7 protein-coding genes and 1 riboswitch are annotated in these 19391 nt (G+C 44.4%); all 7 genes read left to right on the top strand.

Features of this window, described 5'->3' with window-relative positions; genetic code table 11:
* Window positions 1-178: 178 nt before the first annotated feature.
* The 7 genes from NSS76_RS01920 (at window position 179) to NSS76_RS01950 (ending at window position 19387) form a co-directional block, all read left to right on the top strand.
* Complete coding sequence (locus NSS76_RS01920) at window positions 179-2248, top strand: hydantoinase/oxoprolinase family protein (protein ID WP_341080365.1); 2070 nt, start codon at window positions 179-181, stop codon at window positions 2246-2248.
* Window positions 2238-4226: a hydantoinase B/oxoprolinase family protein gene (locus tag NSS76_RS01925; RefSeq protein WP_341080366.1), complete on the top strand. Its 1989-nt coding sequence runs from the start codon at window positions 2238-2240 to the stop codon at window positions 4224-4226. The genes NSS76_RS01920 and NSS76_RS01925 overlap by 11 nt, the downstream gene beginning before the upstream one ends.
* Window positions 4223-5308 (top strand): ABC transporter substrate-binding protein, encoded by a 1086-nt coding sequence (locus NSS76_RS01930; protein WP_024427273.1) that lies wholly within the window; start codon window positions 4223-4225, stop codon window positions 5306-5308. Before NSS76_RS01925 ends, NSS76_RS01930 begins: the two co-directional genes overlap by 4 nt.
* Window positions 5309-5316: 8 nt before the next feature.
* On the top strand, window positions 5317-6408 hold the full coding sequence (locus tag NSS76_RS01935) for an ABC transporter ATP-binding protein (protein ID WP_025092817.1): 1092 nt from the start codon (window positions 5317-5319) through the stop codon (window positions 6406-6408).
* Window positions 6408-7277, top strand: coding sequence for an ABC transporter permease (locus tag NSS76_RS01940; protein WP_024424299.1), 870 nt, complete (start codon window positions 6408-6410; stop codon window positions 7275-7277). Before NSS76_RS01935 ends, NSS76_RS01940 begins: the two co-directional genes overlap by 1 nt.
* The gene (locus NSS76_RS01945; RefSeq protein ID WP_024424298.1) at window positions 7270-8073 is read left to right on the top strand and encodes an ABC transporter permease; all 804 of its coding nucleotides are present in this window, start codon (window positions 7270-7272) and stop codon (window positions 8071-8073) included. The genes NSS76_RS01940 and NSS76_RS01945 overlap by 8 nt, the downstream gene beginning before the upstream one ends.
* A gap of 368 nt (window positions 8074-8441) precedes the next feature.
* Window positions 8442-8535: riboswitch (cyclic di-GMP riboswitch) on the top strand.
* 145 nt (window positions 8536-8680) lie between these two features.
* Window positions 8681-19387, top strand: a complete 10707-nt coding sequence (locus tag NSS76_RS01950) for a non-ribosomal peptide synthetase (RefSeq protein ID WP_187470537.1) — start codon at window positions 8681-8683, stop codon at window positions 19385-19387.
* Window positions 19388-19391: the final 4 nt, after the last annotated feature.

Below are 19391 nucleotides of genomic sequence, written 5' to 3' on the forward strand. Positions count from 1 at the left end.
TCATCCAAAATGGCTTTATCACTGCTTTTTGAGCTAATTTCAAGAATTTAACACACAGAAATTTCAAAAAAATAAAATTGACTAGACCGATCTGCTTTAATAATATGGAGTCAAATATCAAAAAATGTCGTAATTTATCAAAATATGATTCTAATTACATCGTAGGAGGGAAGTACAAATGGCGGATGTCTCATACCGGCTCGGAATAGACATAGGCGGAACATTTACTGATTTATCGTTGATAAATGAAGCAACAGGGGAGCTGACTGAACTCAAGACACCCACAGTGACTGATGACCCAGCCCAAGGTATTATCAATGGGTTAAATCTTCTAAAAAAAAGAGGGGTTGATTTATCCAACATCCAATACCTCGTTCACGGAATGACAATCGGTCTTAATACATTATTGCAGCGAAAAGGAGCAGATTTAGCCCTTTTTGTGACAGAAGGATTTCAAGATATATTGTCACTTCAACGTTTACGACTACCCATTCCTTATGACTTCAATTCTCGTTTGCCAGAACCATTGATACCTCGGAAGCATGTATATCCAATCTCTGAAAGGTTGATACACGATGGTACGATCAAAAACCCTCTCCATCTGCAGCAGTTAGATGATGCAGTCCAGCATGTTATATCTAAAAATCTAGCAGGTATCGTCATTTCTTTTTTACATAGTTATCAAAACCCAGTTCATGAATTACAGGCAAAAGCCTATATCAATCATCATTATCCACAGTTAGAAGTCCTTACCTCATCTGAATTATGGCCTCAAATGAGGGAATACGAGCGTACAGTGATGTCTGTTGTTAATTTGTACATTCAACCAAAGGTGAAACAGTATTTACAAACGCTGAAAATTCGTTTGAAGGAAGAAGGTGTACCAATTTCTCCATACATTACACAATCAAATGGTGGTTTAATGGATGCAGAAAGTGCGGCAACCTCGCCTGTTAAGACTCTCTTTTCTGGTCCGGCAGCTGGTGTCATCGGTGCGGTGAGAATTGCAGCATCAGCTAGTGAACCCAACCTGATCACTTTTGATGTCGGGGGGACGAGTGCAGATATCTCGATTATTCAAAATGGACAGCCTACAATGGCGCAATCCAATCAGCTTTCAGGCTTTCCAATTATTCTCCCATCTGTTGCGATGTATTCAATAGGAGCAGGGGGAGGTTCGGTAGCATGGATTGATCAGGGCGGACTTCTAAAAGCGGGGCCAGAATCAGTTGGCTCAAATCCGGGACCAGCTTCGTATGGAAAGGGAGAAAAAGCAGCTTTAACTGATGCGTTTCTTATATGCGGTTATCTCAATCAAGAACGTTTTGCCGGAGGACATTTACAATTACAGTTGTCTGCGGCGAAAAAGGCCTTTCAGCCAATTGCTGATCAGCTCAACAAAACGGTTGAAGAGGCGGCTGACCAGCTCATTCAAGTAGCCGTAGCCAATATGTACACAGAATTAAGCAATGTGATGGAGCAGCAAGGATTTGACCCTAGAGATTTTAGTTTGCTGGCGTTTGGCGGAGCAGGACCGGTTGTAGCGAATTTTCTTGCGAGAGAAATTCATGCGAAAAATGTGGTTGTTCCTCCGAGTCCGGGTACATTATGTGCATTAGGTGCTCTGACCGCTGACTTTATTCATGATGCGGTGCTGTCGAAGAAAATATGCTTACAAGACTATTCGATCAACCAACTAAAACAAGATTATGAGAAGCTGTCGCGAAAAGCGACTGATTGGGTCAGCCAGCAGGACATTCAGCATATCAATCAGACATCCATTCTATTATTAGCAGACGCACGTTATCAAGGACAGGCATTTGAGATTGAATTGCCATTATCGATTGATTGGCTAAAACAAGAACAAGACATCCACCAACTCATTGAAGCCTTTCACAAACTGCATCAGCGTCAATATGGTCATAGGGATGATCAGGCAAACATCGAGTTTACTCATTTACGCGTTCGAGTCATAGGCGAGACGCCTCCGCTGCCTTTTTCACCTGTTCATGAAAGCAGCGGACAGTCTTTGAAACCATATGAATATAGACGAATCTTTATAGAGGAAAAAGAATACGAAGCATCGGTTTATAACCGGGACACTCTGTCAGTAGGTTCTATTGTAAATGGGCCTGCCGTTATTGAGCAGGATGATACAACAACATTAATTTTGCCAAACTGGGCAGGCAGCATTGATCCATCAGGTAACTTAGTGATTTCAAAGGAGGCGGCTTTACATGAGAACTGATCCAGCAAAGCTTGAGATGATGCGCAGTTATTTTAATGCGATTGCATCAGGCATGGGACATGTCATTGAACGAACGTCATTTACGACCTTCGTCAAAGAATCTGCTGACTTTGCGACAGCATTAGCCACGCCTTCTGGAGATTTCTTTGTTTATCCGAAGACAGTGGGTGTGACGATCTTTTTAGGGCTGAGTCTAAAAAAGGCGATTGAAGAAAGCGGGCCGATGCATCCAGGAGACATTATCATCACTAATGATCCTTATACGACAGATGGTTTGGCGACTCACCTGCCAGATGTCCATATCATTAAGCCGATTTTTGTAGATGATGAAATCGTAAGCTATGCTTGGTCTTTTGTTCATGTCAGTGATGTGGGTGGACTTGTGCCTTCGAGTATTTCACCGACAGCAACGGATGTTCATCAAGAAGGATTAAGAATTCCGCCAGTAAAAATTTATGAAGGCGGAAAAGAGAATCAGGTCGTACGTACCTTCTTAAGAGCTAACAGCCGCGCTAGTCATCTAAATGATGGTGATATCAATGCGATGATTGCTGCAGTGAATACAGCAGATATTCGGTTAAAAGAAATGATTGAGAAATTCGGAAAAAACGAAGTGAAACAAGGAATGATAGACTTGCTGAAGCAAGCCGAGGATCGTGCTGGAAAGGTCATTGAAGCTATACCGGATGGAACGAGTGAATTTGCTGATTATTTAGATGATGATATGATCTCAGGCGTCCCTATTCGGTTGAAAATCAAGCTAACGATCAAAGGGAAACGGCTGACGCTCGATTTTTCTGAGTGTGATCCCCAAGTAAAAACAGCCTTTAACCTTGTTACCAATGGTCAGAAACATTCCTTTCTTTATCAAGGGTTGATTAATTACATCATTAGTAAGGATCCTTTTATACCGATTAATGGTGGAATAACGTATCCAATTGACGTGATCTCTCCTAAAGGAACGCTGGTGCATCCAGAATACCCGGCTTCTGTCGGGATTCGTCATTCGATTACGATGAGGCTGTACAATGTCGTGCTAGGCGCCATTGGTAAGCTGCTGCCTGAAGCAGTGCCGGCAGCAGGTGCAGGTCAATCTGCCATTGTGGTTCTCTCTGTACCTGATGATCAAACGGGTGGCAGGAAAATGTCCGTTGTCGAACCATTAGGCGGAGGCGGAGGTGCTCAAAATGGTACTGATGGAGTGGACGGTATTGATCATTCGTCAGGCTTTTTGAAGAATACACCAATTGAGAGTTTGGAACAGCATATTGATATTCATGTTCACCGATATGAGCTTCTGCCGAACACAGGTGGAGCTGGTGAAAATCGAGGCGGACATGCGATTGGTTTGGAATTTGAAATGATGAAGCCTGAATCGATGGTGACAGCACGAGGAATGGAACGGATGAAGTTTCAGCCTTGGGGGTTAATGGGCGGCCGAGCAGGAGCGGTTGGTGAGGTCAAGCTGATCACAGCTAATGGTGAGAAACAAGACCAGCCCAAAATAGATGTTCTGCGACTTGAAAAAGGCGATATCGTTCAATTGATTTCACCAAGTGGAGGCGGCTGGGGAAATCCATTTGCCAGAAAGCAAGAAAAAGTCCTTCAGGAAGTGGAAGCAGGTCTATTAAGTGAAGAAAGAGCGCTGCAGCAATATGGTGTGAAAGTGTATTTAGACGAAAATGAATGGAAGATTGATGAGGAGCAGACGAGCAGGGTGCGTGAAAAGATTAATCATTCTCCATCTACTGACGTGTGGGATTTCGGAGAACAAAGAGCAGCTTATGAGAAAGTATGGACGGACGAAGCCAGCAGTGAGCTGGCCGTTCAGCTTCGTTCCTATCCGGCTAATGAACGTACGCACTATAAACATGCAGTTCATCAACATTTCAGTCATAGAAATGAGCCGTTAACAAAGAAAGATATTACTCAAGCACTTCGTCAAATGAATGGACAAAAAGGGGGAAATGAATCATGAAAAGAAGATTAATCGCTATTTTTGCAGGCATCCTATCAATCGTTGTACTGCTGACCGCTTGTGGTGGAAATGGAAAGGATCAAGGCAAACAGCAGCAGACTGTGATTGTTGGCGTATATGGAGGCGATTGGGAAAAGAATATCAAACCAATCCTTGAAAAGTTTGAAAAAGATACAGGAATTAAAGTGCAAACCGTCTCTGGGGCGGATTCTGAATGGTTTACAAAATTAAAAGCGTCAAATGGGAAAAATCCACCATATGACTTACTAATCTTACAGCCTGATACGATTCAAAGAGGTATCGCGGCAAACGTTCTTGCGCCTATTGATGAAGATCAAGCGCCGAACGTGAAAAAGCTTTACCGTTCTGTCCAAAAGAAGCTTACTGTGAATGGAAAACAATATGCAGCAGGCTTTAGTATGGGGCAGCTTGGTATTGCTTATAGAAAAGACCTCGTCAAGCAGGAGCCAAACAGCTGGACTGACCTATGGAGCAGTCAGCTGAAAGGGAAGGTAGCCATTTCATCTCCGACTTATTCAGCCGGTTTGCAATTTTTCTCTGCACTTGTTCATGCGCAAGGGGGGACAGAATCAAATCCTAAGGATATTGATAAAGCATTTAAAAGTCTCGCGCAGTTAAAAGGTCATGTTGCTGCTTTTCCAGATAACCCAGGATCGATTCAAACCTTGTTAGAACGTGGGGATGTTGCGGCTGTTCCATATTGGGACGGGCGAGTATTTGCACTTGAAGAAGAAGGCATGGATATTGGTTTCTCATATCCGAAAGAAGGTGCTGTTGCAGCTGTTGCGAGCTGGGCTTTAACGAAGGGAAGTCCGCATGAAGAAGCGGCGTACAAACTATTAAACTACTTAAGTGGAAAAGAAGCTCAGGAGGCTTTCTCGGAAAAATCTTATTATGGCATGTCGAATTCTGATGTGAAATACGATGACAAGATTAAGGGGAAAGTGAAAGTTGGAGAAAATTATTACAGCAAGCTGACGTGGGTAGATTATGAAACAGCGACCTCTGAGCTTGGCAATTGGACAAACCGATGGAACGAAGTATTAGGCGGAGGAAAATAGGTGATCGCATGAGTGGAATTCATTTAGAACACATCAGTCAGCACTTCGGTGAGCAGATTGCTCTCAACGATGTCAGTCTTACGGTGAATGAGGGAGAGTTTTTCTCCCTTCTTGGTCCTAGCGGCTGCGGAAAATCAACATTATTAAACATCATTGGCGGTTTTTTAGAACCAACAAAAGGCGTCGTCTATATTGGCGATCAGGATGTGACAGCTTTGCCGCCTTACCAAAGAAAAACAGGTATGGTTTTTCAAAGCTATGCACTTTTTCCACATCTGACTGTATTTGATAATGTGGCGTACGGGCTAAAGGTTCAAAAGAAAAAGAAGGCGGAAATTAAAGAGAAGGTGATGGAAAGCTTGTCTCTTGTTCAATTAGAGGCATTTGCGAAACGGATGCCCCACCAATTAAGCGGTGGTCAGCAGCAGCGGGTAGCGATTGCAAGAGCGCTGGCGATTCAGCCGTCTGTTCTCCTTCTTGATGAACCGCTCAGCAACCTAGATGCCAAACTAAGAAAAAACATGCAGACAGAGCTGCGAAATATTCAAAGGAATGTCGGGATTACAACCATTCTTGTGACACATGATCAAGAGGAAGCCTTAAGCCTTTCTGATCGGGTTGGAATTTTAGGAGAGGGAAGAATACAGCAGATTGGGACGCCTTTAGAGGTGTACCGCCAGCCAAACAATCGATTTGTAGCTGAATTCATCGGACAGGTGAACATCTTTGAGGCCGTGTACAATGAAGCTGATGCGGCATTTACAGTTCCGCATGTCACCCATTCAAGCGGTCAGCATCTTCAGCTGCAGGCTGCGGCACATCAAGAGAAGAGGGAAAAGCAACTGCTTATGCTGCGTCCTGAAAGAATCAGCATCTCTTCTGAGCGGGAGGAAGTAAAGCCGAACCATGTATCAGGAGTGCTGTCAGATGTGAGTTATATTGGGCATTCATTACGTTTGGTTGTGGGGCTTGATAATGGTGAAATCATTGTCCATGCTTCTGATGCGGCATTTCCCGAACTGCCTGAAGTTGGAGAAACCGTCCATATCCATTGGCAGCCTGAAGATATCGTTTTCTTAGATTCGAAGGTGCATACGTGATGCGAATCAAGAAAAAGAATCAACGATTTCATTGGTTTATGCTGCTGCCAGCCTGTTTGTTTCTTGTAGTATTTTTACTAGCTCCTCTGGTGATGATGCTCGTTCTCAGTTTTCGCGATGTCGATTCGATGATGAATACATTACAAACGTATAGCTTTTCTCAATATATTCATGTGTTCACGACAGATGCATATGTAAAGGCGATTGGAAGTACTGTGTGGGTGGCTTTGCAGACAACGGTGATTTGTTTATTGATGGCATACCCCGCAGCATACGTGCTCGTCAAAGCACCTAATCCGCGTCTGCGGGCATTTTTCTATATCCTACTTGTGTCGCCGCTTTTGACAAGTGTTGTGATTCGGACATTTGCATGGATTGTTCTTCTTTCGCAAAATGGTCTGATCAATGGCATGTTATTAGATTTACAGGTGATTGAGAAGCCGCTCTCGATGCTGTGGAATATGAATGCGGTCATTATTGCCTATGTCCAAGTCATGCTGCCATTTGCAGTACTGCCGATCGCAACAAGCTTAACCGATATGGATCGTCACTTAAGACCGGCTTCTATGAGTCTTGGAGCTGGCCGGATTCGAACCTTTTTTCATGTCACCTTACCACTGACCATTCCAGGCATGGTGACTGGCGCGATCATCGTCTTCTCACTGGCAGCAGGAAGTTATATCACCCCGCTGTTAGTCGGCGGACGGATGCAGCCGCTGCTGCCGCTGTCAATTTATCAGCAGGTCATGCAGGTGTATAATCTGCCTCTTGCTGCGGCTATGTCCTTTACATTATTGGTTTGTGTGCTTGTGGTAGTCAGTCTATTAAGCTATTTATTGAAGCGTTGGGAGGCGAGGATGCATGCGTAAAAAGTCAATAGGTGACCGCTTGCTTTCCATCCTGATTTGGACTGCTGGGTCATTGGTTTATCTTTTTTTAACCATACCTGTTCTTGTGATCGTCCTATCTGCTTTTAGTCCAAATGCCTTTCCTGAATTTCCACCGACTTCGTTCTCTGTGCGCTGGTTTCATGAGGTCGTGTCAAATCCAGAATGGATGGAATCTCTTCGGATCAGTGTGATTCTGCTGTTCATCGTGACGCCTCTCACGGTTCTTTTAGGGACAATGGCATCGTATGCTTTAGCAAGGCTTTCCTTTAAGGGAAAGGAGGCTGTCCAAGCTTTCATTCTGTCACCTCTCATGATTCCTCAGGTGGTGTTAGGGATTGCAATGCTTTACTTGTTTACGGCTATGGGCTTTACAGGGTCTTTGTGGGCGCTCGTCATTGGTCACGTCATCATTGGTTTTCCCTATGTGGTTCGAACGGTAGGCGTGAGTGTTTCGAATTTAGATCCGCGGCTTGAGCTGGCTTCAATGAATCTTGGCGCAGGACCCATTCGTACGTTTTTTCGAGTCACATTGCCTTTGATTAAGCCGGGAATCATTGCAGGAGGGGTGTTTTCAGCTGTGACGTCATTTGGGGAAATATCGATCAGTTTGTTCGTTTCCTCTCCTCAAACCATTACAATTCCTGTCAGGACCTTTAATTACATTGAGCAGACCTTTGATCCAAGTGTCAATGCGATATCTGTCATATTTATTATCATTTCTATCATTGCGCTGCTCATTATTGAAAAAACGATTGGTTTGTCTAAGGTGATGTAAATATAATGAAGAAACAAGGAGTTGTCATTTGAAATGACAGCTCTTTTTTTTGTTGTTTTTACAGTAAAAAAATTCATTTTTTTAGGGAATATAGTTCTTAAGATTTAAGAATTTGCGGGGAACGCAAGGAGACCTCTATCCTACATTTTCGGTCATATTTTCAAAATTTAAGGGGAAATATGAAATTTTTGCGGTATTTAGTCGATTATTTTCGGTTGAACGCAACTATTATTAGTTATTTTCGGTAAATATCGTCAATTCTCACAGGATCCCTTCGGTATAACGCATGAATCTTTACACCCATTTTTCGGTGAAAAAAACAATATTTTCATATAAAGTGGACGTAAATAGAAAATATCTAAAAGAAAAGAAGAAAAAGGCAAATCTATGGAAACATAGAGACGCAAAGCCATGTCCTAAGGTAAATGATTCTTTTTTTGCTAAGGTCGGCAGGCTACCGAATGAAAATGGGAGTCCCTCCGTTTTATTCGGGGTGGGCTCCTTTTCTGTTTAACCGTCTATTTTAATGAAATAGACTTGGTTCTTTTGATATAGAGGGTGCAGGGTGAAATTGGTGGAGAAAACATAGAAGAGGCGGAGGATGAGAATGAATATAGTTTATTACCCCTTAACACATGCGCAAAAGCGAGTATTCTACACGGAAAGATTTTATCCAGGTACAAGTATTTCTAATTTGGGTGGATTCGCCAGGTTGAGATCAGCATCTGGTCTCGATCCTTCTTTGGTCGTCGATGTGCTTCAAGCGTACATTCGACAAACTGACTCTCTTCGGCTGAGGCTCGTGTATCGAGATGAAGAGGAGGAGCCTGTTCAATATATCAAACCTTATGAAAAACAGCCGATTCGCATGGAAAAGGGCTGGAGTGAAGAGGAAGTAAGGGTTTGGGCAAACGAGCAGATTCGTGAGCCGATGCCATTGATTGACAGCCCTTTGATTGAATTTACGGTGTTTCAAATCAGTGATCAAGAGTGCTGGCTGTTCTGTAAAGCACATCATATTGTCGCGGATGGTATTTCCATCATTTTAATGGGAAATCGCATTATTGATTTATATCATGACATGCTGCAAGGAGTAGACATCTCGCCAGTTGAGGAGATTTCCTTCGTTGATCACATCATGAGTGAGCAGACCTATGAATCTTCTAAACGTTTTCAAAAAGACCAAGCTTTTTGGAATGAGCAATTTGCTCATATTCCAGACTTCGCATCTTTAAAACCGCATAAGGGATACGAGATGAGTTTGCATGCGGAGCGATTTTCAGGGGATGTTCCAGATTCTTTAAAGGAGAAGCTTCGTGTTTTTTGTGAAGAACAGAAAGTCAGTATGCTTTCGATGTTTATGTCCACTGTCTATATTTACTTACATCGCTTTAGCGGTATGGAGGATGTCGTTCTTGGAACCTTTATGGGCAACCGGACGAATGCCAAAGAAAAAAAGATGATTGGGATGTTTGTATCTACGATTCCAATGCGTGCTTCTGTTCAAGGGTCGCAATCGTTTCTTGATTTCGTAAAGAAGGTCATGGCGGATCAAATGAAGATCTTGCGACACCAAAAGTACCCTTACAATTTGCTCATGAATGATTTGCGGGAAAGAGAAGGGTTTACAGGACGCCTTTTTGATATTTCTTTAGAGTATCAGGTGATGCAGTGGCAGAAAAAAGAGAATCTGTCGTTCATTACTGAACCGATTTTTAGCGGGAGCGGAATGAATGATATTTCAATCCATGTGAAAGACCGCTGGGATACTGATACATTGACCATTGATTTGGATTACCGTACAGATGTATTCACAGAAGAAGAAATGAGTAAGATGTTTGATCGATTCTTGATATTACTAGAAGCGGCCGTCTCTCAGCCTGATCAGCTGATCGGGACACTGCCTTTACTTTCAGCAGGTGAACAAAAGGAGCTGCTGCAATTATCTGAAGGAGAATCGTTTGAAAGGCCAGCAGCAAAACCGGTTCATCACCTGTTTGATGAGACAGCCAACAAATATGCAGGCCGGACAGCCGTTGTAGCAGAAGATGGAACAATTACTTACGGAGAGCTGCAACAACAGGCAGAAAAGCTGGCTCGTTTTTTACAAATGAAAGGTATCTCACGTGATGTGCCTGTTGCTGTTTTGATGGAGCGTAAGACAGATGCCATGGTAGCAGTCTTCGGCATACTAAAGGCTGGCGGGGCATATGTACCAATTGATCCGGCATTACCTGAGGAGCGCATTCAATTTATTGTGGAGGATTCAGGTGCTTCTATTGTGTTAACAGAGGAATCGTTCATTCAAGAATACCCAGCCCTTTCGGAAAAATTGATCGTGCTGCAGCAAATATTATTAGATGATGGACGGCTGCCTGAGCTTGTAGATCAGACGGCGCCGGATGATTTAGCCTACATGATTTATACATCGGGTACGACTGGAAAGCCGAAGGGCGTCATGATTGAGCATCTTCAGCTTCATCATTTGGTCCATGCTTTGCATCATGAGATTTATCAAGGGGCGAATGAGCTACAAATGGCGCTACTAGCCCCATTCCATTTCGATGCATCGGTCAAACAAATCTTTGCTGCCCTTTTATTTGGACATACGCTTCATATCATCCCGCGAGAAACGACGAGAAATGGCATGCAGCTAGCGGCTTATTACAGAAAACATCAAATTGAAGCGGCAGATGGAACACCGGCGCATGTGCAGCTTTTACTTGCTGCGGATTTGGACGGGCTGTCATTGACGCACATGTTGATTGGGGGAGAAGCGCTGCCTGCGAAAGCAGCACGTTCACTCATTGAAGCAGTTCGTATGAGTCAGCCTGATTTTACTCTGTGGAATGTGTATGGTCCAACTGAGACGTGTGTGGATGCGGCGGTGCATCGCCTGAATCTCAGTGAGCTGAGCGAATCAACTGAACAGCGCTATGTGACGATTGGAAAACCGCTTGGTCATCATCGCATTTATATTTTAAATGAATATGATCAATTGCAGCTGCATAGGGCAGCAGGAGAACTGTGCATTGCCGGTATAGGTGTTGGGCGAGGCTATGTGAATCAGCCTGAATTGACGGAGAAGGTATTCACAGCAGATCCGTTTTCTCCGCATGAGCGGATGTATCGAACGGGGGATCTAGTCAGATGGCTTCCAGATGGCACGATTGATTATCTTGGCAGAATGGACGATCAAGTGAAAATAAGGGGTTACCGGATAGAAACAGGCGAGATTGAAGCTGTGATGGAGCAGGTAGATGGAGTTGATAAGGCTGTCGTGCTAGTGGTTGACGAAGCGGATGGAGAAAAGGCGTTAAGTGCTTATTATCAAGCTCGTCATGAAGGTGTGTCTGTTGACATGCTGCAAGCGGCTATCAAACATCAGCTTCCAGCGTACATGATGCCTCTTTATTTCAAACAGCTCGATGCTTTTCCACTCACAGTCAGCGGCAAAGTCGACCGTCGTGCACTTGCTGCATTAAAAGGTGATAGAGCGGTACATGCTGTTTATACGGCACCTAGAAACGATATAGAAACGAAGCTTGTTCATTTGTGGGAAGACATTCTAGATCAAGAGAAGATCGGTGTGTATGATTCTTTCTTCGATCGAGGCGGGCATTCGCTCAAAGCGATGACCGTACTTACCAAGGTTCAGCGAGACTTTGAAGTGGAGGTGCCGCTCTCCGTTTTATTTGAACAGCAGACAATTGCTGCTCTAGCTGCTTATATTGAGAAAGCAGAAAGGTCTTCTGAAACGGTGATACCAAAAGCGCCGGCTGCTGATCATTATCCATTGTCGCCTCCACAGCAGCGCGTCTATATGGTGAGTCAATTGGAGCAAAGCACTGCATATCATATGCCTGCTGTTGTGAGGTTAAAAGGAACTCTGCAGCTTGAGAAGCTGACTGAAGCCTTTGACAGGCTGATTTCACGTCACGATATGCTGCGCACTTCTTTTCATACGATAAAAGGTGTTCCTCGTCAGCGGATCGTTTCATCAGTGTCCTTTCAAATAGAACAGCTGACAGGCGGTACGATGGAAGAAAACATGCAGCAATTTGTCAGACCTTTTGATCTTGAGTGTGCGCCGCTTCTTCGAATTGGTTTGCAGTCATTGCATGATCAGGAGCATTTGCTCTTTTTCGATATGCATCATTTGATTTCAGATGGTCTTTCGATCGATTTGATGCTGCGTGAGCTGTCAGATGCTTACGAGGGATCGGTTAAAGCACCATTGAAGCTTCAATATCAAGATTATGCAGTTTGGCAACAGCACCAAGGCTTTCAAAAAGAAGAGGCATTTTGGCTGCAAGAATTTTCGGGTGATATTCCGGCTTTACAGCTGCTGACTGATTATCAGCGTCCAGCTGTCCAGTCTTTCGCAGGTGATCGTGTCATCAAAGAAATAGATGAAGCGTTAAAGAATCAATTACAGGAGCTTGCAGCAAACCATCACACGACACTGTATACGGTCTTGCTTTCTGCTTACTATACATTGCTTGCCAAATATACAGGTCAAAAGGAATTCGTGGTCGGAACACCGGCGGCAGGGCGTGTGCATACAGATTTGAATGACATGATCGGTATGTTTGTCCAGACACTTGCTTTGCGGTCTGAGGTAGATCCGAATGGAACCATGTCTCAGCTGATTGAGCAAGTAAAGAAAAAGACAATGCAGGCATTTGAGCATCAGCAATATCCATTTGAACGGCTGCTTGAAAAGCTGAATGTGCCAAGAGATTTTAGCCGTCATCCATTGTTTGACACCGTCTTTACACTCGCGCCGGATCATGGAGCAGCCCAGCATATTGGAGACATGCTGGTCGAGGTTGAAGAAACCAATTTCCATATTGCGAAATTTGATTTAACACTGCAAGCGATGGAGTCCGATCAAGGTTTATCCTTTGTACTTGATTACAGTACGGCGCTATTTAAACGAAGTACGGCAGAGCAGATGATGAAACATTATGTTTATCTGCTGGAGCAAATGGTTCAAGCGCCGCAGGAAGCTATTCAATCCTATCGATTACTGTCTGAACAAGAAGCAGAAGCTCAGTTAAATAGGTGGAATCCGTTACCTTCGCCTTATCCAGCAGAAGAAACCATTGTGACGCAGTTTGAAAAACAGGTGCAGCAGCATGGTCATCAGCCTGCATTGCAATGTGAAGATGTGGTTCTTTCTTATCAAGAGCTGAATGACCGAGTGAATCAGCTGGCTCATTATTTGCGTGAAACTGGTTTTGAAAAAGGGATGAAAGCGGCCCTATTCTTTGAACGTTCCAATGAAATGGTGCTCTCTGTTTTGGCTGTGCTTAAGGCTGGCGGTGTCTATGTACCAATTGACCCCGATTTCCCTGATGAGCGCGTGAAGTACTTTTTAACAGACAGCGGTGCACAATTCTTACTGACACATCAAGTGCTGCGCCATCGCTCGGTGCTCACTGCATTTGAGGGAACCATCATAGAAACAGAAGATCAAGCGATTGCTCAGCAGTCAGACAGCCCTATAGATGCTCATATTTTACCTGAGGACTTGGCGAATTTGACCTATACATCAGGTACAACCGGTAAGCCTAAAGGAAATATGGTGACACACCGGAACATTTTGAGAACGGTGAAGCAATCGAATTATCTCACCATTCATCCTGAAGACACGGTGATGAGCCTCTCAAACTATGTATTTGATGCCTTTATGTTTGATGTGTTTGGTGCATTATTAAACGGAGCGAAACTCATTGTTCTGCCAAAGGATCATATTTTAAACATGAATGAGCTTTCTGGAGCGATTGAGAAGGAAAAAGTCAGTATTTTAATGATCACAACAGCTCTTTTTCACTTACTCATCGACATGAAAAAAGACAGCCTGAAAAACGTAAGAAAAGTGCTGTTTGGCGGAGAGCGAGCTTCTGTGCCTCATGTAGTGACTGCACTTGAGACAGTTGGGAAAGACAAGCTTGTTCATATGTACGGACCTTCTGAGAGCACAATTTTCACCACATATTATCCTGTGAATCATATTGAGAAGCAGGCGTTATCTATCCCAATCGGAAAGCCAGTGAGTCAAACGGCTGTTTATATTGTAGATGAGTTTGGACATGTTCAGCCGCCGGGTGTGGCGGGAGAGCTATGTGTCGCTGGTGATGGACTGGTGAAAGGATATTATAAGCAGCCAGAACTAACAAGCGAAAAGTTTGTCAACAATCCTTTCCGCCCTGGAGAGACCATGTATAAAACGGGCGATCTTGCACGCTGGCTGTCAAATGGAGATATTGAATTCATTGGACGGATCGATCATCAAGTGAAGATTCGCGGACAGCGTATCGAGCTTGGTGAAATTGAACACCAGCTGCTGCAGCATCCTCAGGTGAAGGAAGCTGTCGTCATTGCTGCTTCGAATGACACCTTATGTGCGTATTTCACAGCAGAAGGATCTGTTTCATTATCTGATTTGCGCGAGCAAGCAGGGCGTGAACTGCCTGTATATATGATGCCGGCATTTTTCATGCAATTAGACGAGCTTCCTTTGACGAATAATGGCAAGGTCGATAGGCGGGCGCTGCCAGCACCTGATCTCAGTGAGCAGGGGGCAAATGAATACACCTCTCCTCAAACAGAAACAGAGCGTCTGCTGGCGAACATTTGGGAGGAAGTTCTTGAAGTGCCGCGAATCGGCAGGCGTGATCATTTCTTTGAATGCGGAGGTCATTCGCTGCGCGGCATGAAAATGCTGAACAGGCTATATGAAGAGATGCAGGTGGAGCTCACTTTGAAGTCTTTATTTGAATCCCCAACATTAGAAGCGTTCGCCCTTGCGGTTGATCAAGCGGATCAAACGGAGATCAAGCGAGTAGAAGTTGCCAAAGAGGCGTCCTATTATCCAGTGACATCTGCTCAGAAAAGACTGTTTGTTTTGGAGAAAATGACTGATGCGGAGCAAAGCTATCATATGCCGGCTGCCTTAAAGCTAGAAGGAGCCTTTGATGAAAAACGATTTGAAAAGGCAATTGATCAGCTAGTCCAACGTCATGAAGCTTTCCGAACGAGCTTTGATTTTGTTCAGAATGAACCTGTTCAACGGATTGAAACAAATGTCTCTATAGACATTGAAAAAATTGAACAGAACGGCCGAGACATACAGGAATTAATGAATGACTTTATCAGGCCATTTGATGTTGAAAAAGCGCCTTTACTCAGAATAGGGCTGGTTTCCGTCTCCGTAAATGTCCATTATTTACTGATTGATATGCATCATATCATTTCAGATGGTGCGTCTGTTGGCATTTTAATTGAGGAGCTATCAGCCCTGTATCGAGGAGACAAACTAGAGGAATTACCTGTTCAATATAAGGATTATGCAGTTTGGTCAAAAAGTGAGGCATCTGCTGTGCAAAAAGCAGCTGAAGAGGCTTTCTGGCTGGATCAATTACAAGGGGAGCTGCCTGTGCTGGCACTGCCAGAAGATCTGCCAAGGCCAAAAGTGCAAACATTCGCAGGAGATCGTGTCTCATTTACAATCGAAGGTTCGCTTAAAGCGAAATTGGACGAACTCGTTAGAGCGCTCAACAGTACGACCTATACAGTCCTGCTTGCTGGCTACAGTATTCTTTTAAGCAAGCTTTCAAGACAAGAGGATATCATCATTGGTTCTCCGGTTGTTGGCAGAACCCATCCTGATATTCAATCTGTGATCGGCATGTTTGTGAACACGCTGGCACTTAGAACAAGACCATCAGGACATCAGACAGCTGCTGAATTTGCGTCAAATGTTCATCAGCTTGTGTTAGAAGCAAATGAGCATCAGCTGTACCCATTTGAAGAATTGGTAGATCAGGTGCAAACGGTTCGCGACACAAGCCGTCATCCAATTTTTGACGTGGTATTCTCAATGGAAAATGCGGATATTCGTGATTTATCAATGGATGGGCTTCACATTGTTCCACAGCCATTCGAAGAGAATATTGCCAAATTTGATTTGACCTTAACTGGAAACGAATCCGCAGATCAAATTGATCTCGTGTTTGATTTTAATTGTTCTATCTTTCAAAAGACGTCAATTGAAAAGTGGAAAGAATATTTCCTTCATTTGCTGGAACAAATGGTGTCAGCGCCAGATCAATCGTTAGATCAAATGCAATTATTGTCACCGCAGCAGCAGCAAAAACAGCTGAATGAATGGTCAGGTCCTGTTCTAGACGTCCCGTCAGATCAAACCGTTCATGCCTTGATTGAAGCTAAGGCACAAGAAGCACCTCATCAAAAAGCAGTGACCTTCTGCGGAACGAGCTGGACGTATAAAGAGTTGAACAGCCGGGCGAATGTAGTCGCTTCAAGACTCATCGCAAACGGCACAAAACCAGGCGACCGCGTCGGTATTCTCACCCGCCCATCCCTTGATATGACGGCAGCTGTCCTTGGCGTTCTCAAGGCAGGTGCGGCATTCGTTCCGATTGATGCAGATTATCCAGCGCAGCGTATTGCATACATGCTGGAAGACTGCGGAGCAGAGGTGCTTCTAATGCAGAAAGGACTCACTGCGCCATCTTCATTCACAGGTCATGTCCTGTTCATAGAAGATGCGGTAGAGGGAGAAGCTCACGAGATTCAGGTTCAGATCAAACCAACAGATCTCGCTTATATGATTTACACGTCCGGGACGACGGGACAGCCGAAGGGTGTCATGGTCGAGCACCAGTCCCTTGTGAATCTTGCATTCTGGCACAATGAAGCCTTCCAAGTGACGAAAGACGATCGAACCGCGAAATATGCCGGCTTTGGCTTTGACGCCTCCATTTGGGAGATGTTCCCAACGTGGATCGCCGGCGCAGAGCTGCACATTATTGACGAAGCGATTCGTCTCGATATGATCAAACTCAATGCGTATTTCAATAAAGAAGACATCACCATTGCCTTCCTGCCGACTCAGTTATGCGAGCAGTTTATGTCAATGGACAACCATTCTCTGCGTTATTTACTAACAGGCGGAGACAAGCTGAAACAGGTAAAGCCAGTCCCATACAAACTAGTGAATAACTACGGTCCAACTGAAAATACAGTCGTAGCGACAAGCGGAGTCATCAATCCAGATCGAGGCACGCTTCCGATTGGAACAGCGATTGCCAATACACGTTTCTACATCATGGGTTCGTTATATGACCTGTCGCCGCCAGGCGTACCTGGTGAGCTCGTGATTGCAGGAAAAGGACTGGCAAGAGGCTACTGGAATCTTCCAGATGAAACCGACAAACGATTTGTCCCAGATCCATTTTATCCAGGTGAGCGCATGTACCGCACAGGCGATCTAGTGAAATGGACAGAGGATGGAGAACTGATTTATCTCGGCAGAATAGACCATCAGGTCAACATCCGCGGCTTCCGTATTGAGCTGTCAGAAATTGAAGCGCAGCTCCTGACGCTGGATTCGGTCAAAGAAGCCGTCGTGACAACGGTCAAAGATGCAAGTGATCAGGACGCCCTTGCCGCTTACGTGATTACGGAGAACGATACAGAGGACTTAAAAGAAAGCCTGAAACGCACATTGCCTGAATACATGGTGCCATCATGGATCATAAAACTAGACCAATTTCCAATGACGGCCAATGGAAAAGTCGATCTCAAAGCATTGCCAGCTCCTGATATCGAAGCGAACCAAACGGTATACGAAGCACCAAGAGATGAAGTGGAAACACTGCTTTGCGGCATTTGGGAAGATGTCCTTGGCATCAGCCAAGTCGGTATCCATGATCACTTCTTCTTCCTTGGCGGAGATTCGATTAAAGGTATCCAAATGGCAAGCAGACTCACGCAAGCAGGCTGGAAGCTCGATATGAAACTTCTATTCCAGTATCCGACCATTGCAGAGCTGCGCCCATATATTGAAGAAGCCGATCTTCTCACAGCCGACCAATCACCTGTCGAAGGAGAAGTCATTTTAACACCGATTCAGCGCTGGTTCTTTGAACGAAACTTTACGAATCAGCATCACTGGAACCAATCGATGATGCTTCATGCGCCAAATGGTTTAAATGAGAAAAACGTTCAGCAAGTACTGGAGCAGCTCATGATTCATCATGATGCATTGCGAATGGTGTATCCGCTCGAAGAAGGGCGCGTCATCCAGCGTCATCGAGGAATCGAGGAAAACAATGTGGCAATTGATGTGGTTGAAGTAAAAGGAGAGCTGTCGCAGCAGATCCAGCAAGTAGAAAAGCTGGCAAATGAAGTGCAGGCGAGTATGTCGTTAACGGAGGGACCACTAGTGAAACCTGCCATTTTCCGAACAGATCAAGGAGATCATTTATTGCTCGCTGTACACCATCTTGTCATTGATGGTGTGTCATGGCGCATTTTCCTTGAAGATTTCATGGCTCTTTATGAACAGTCGAAGCGCGGGGAAACACTTACCCTTCCTGAAAAAACACACTCCTTCCAAGAATATGCCCAAAAGCTGACTGAATACGCTGTGTCAGATGAGCTGCTATCGGAAAGAGATTATTGGAAAAAGGTACTTGCGCATTCCGTTCGTCCGCTTCAAAAGGATCATGTCACGGAGGATCAACGAATGCTTCATACAGAGACCCTTCGTTTTACATTGTCTAAGGAGGAAACACACAGTCTGCTGACGGATGTACATGAAGCCTATCAAACGGAAATCAATGATATTTTGCTGACGGCATTGGGGTTGTCCATGAAAGAGTGGACAGGAGAAGACAGGCACTTTATTCATCTTGAAGGACACGGGAGAGAGGACATCCTTCCTGCGGTCAATGTATCACGGACCATTGGCTGGTTTACTAGCATGTATCCAGTATTACTGGATATGTCGCATGCAGACGATCTTTCTTATCAGATCAAGCATTTAAAAGAGGAACTCAGGCACATTCCGAACAAGGGGATCGGCTATGGCGTTTTAAAATACTTAACGCCTGACAAGATGAAGGACGATATCGATTTTCAAGTCACACCAGATATCAGCTTTAACTATCTTGGTCAATTTGATGAACAGATCGGCGGCGGTGAATTGAGGCGTTCTCCATGGCATGCAGGACAATCGCTGAGCCCTGAATCTGAGAAACCTCATGCGCTGGATATTGTTGGTTTCGTAGAACAAGCCATGCTCCATGTGACGATTTCCTATCATCACCTTGAATTCGAAGAACGTACGATCGAACAGTTCAAGGAACTCTTAGAAAAGAATGTAAAGGCACTGATCTCACATTGTCTATCACAGGATGAGAGTCAGATCACACCTAGTGATGTGGGGGATGAGGATCTCACCATGGACGAACTTGAAAAGCTAATGGATCTATTTTAAGCAA

This window comes from Bacillus sp. FSL R5-0654, from assembly GCF_038008745.1.
Lineage (GTDB): Bacteria > Bacillota > Bacilli > Bacillales > Bacillaceae > Bacillus > Bacillus safensis.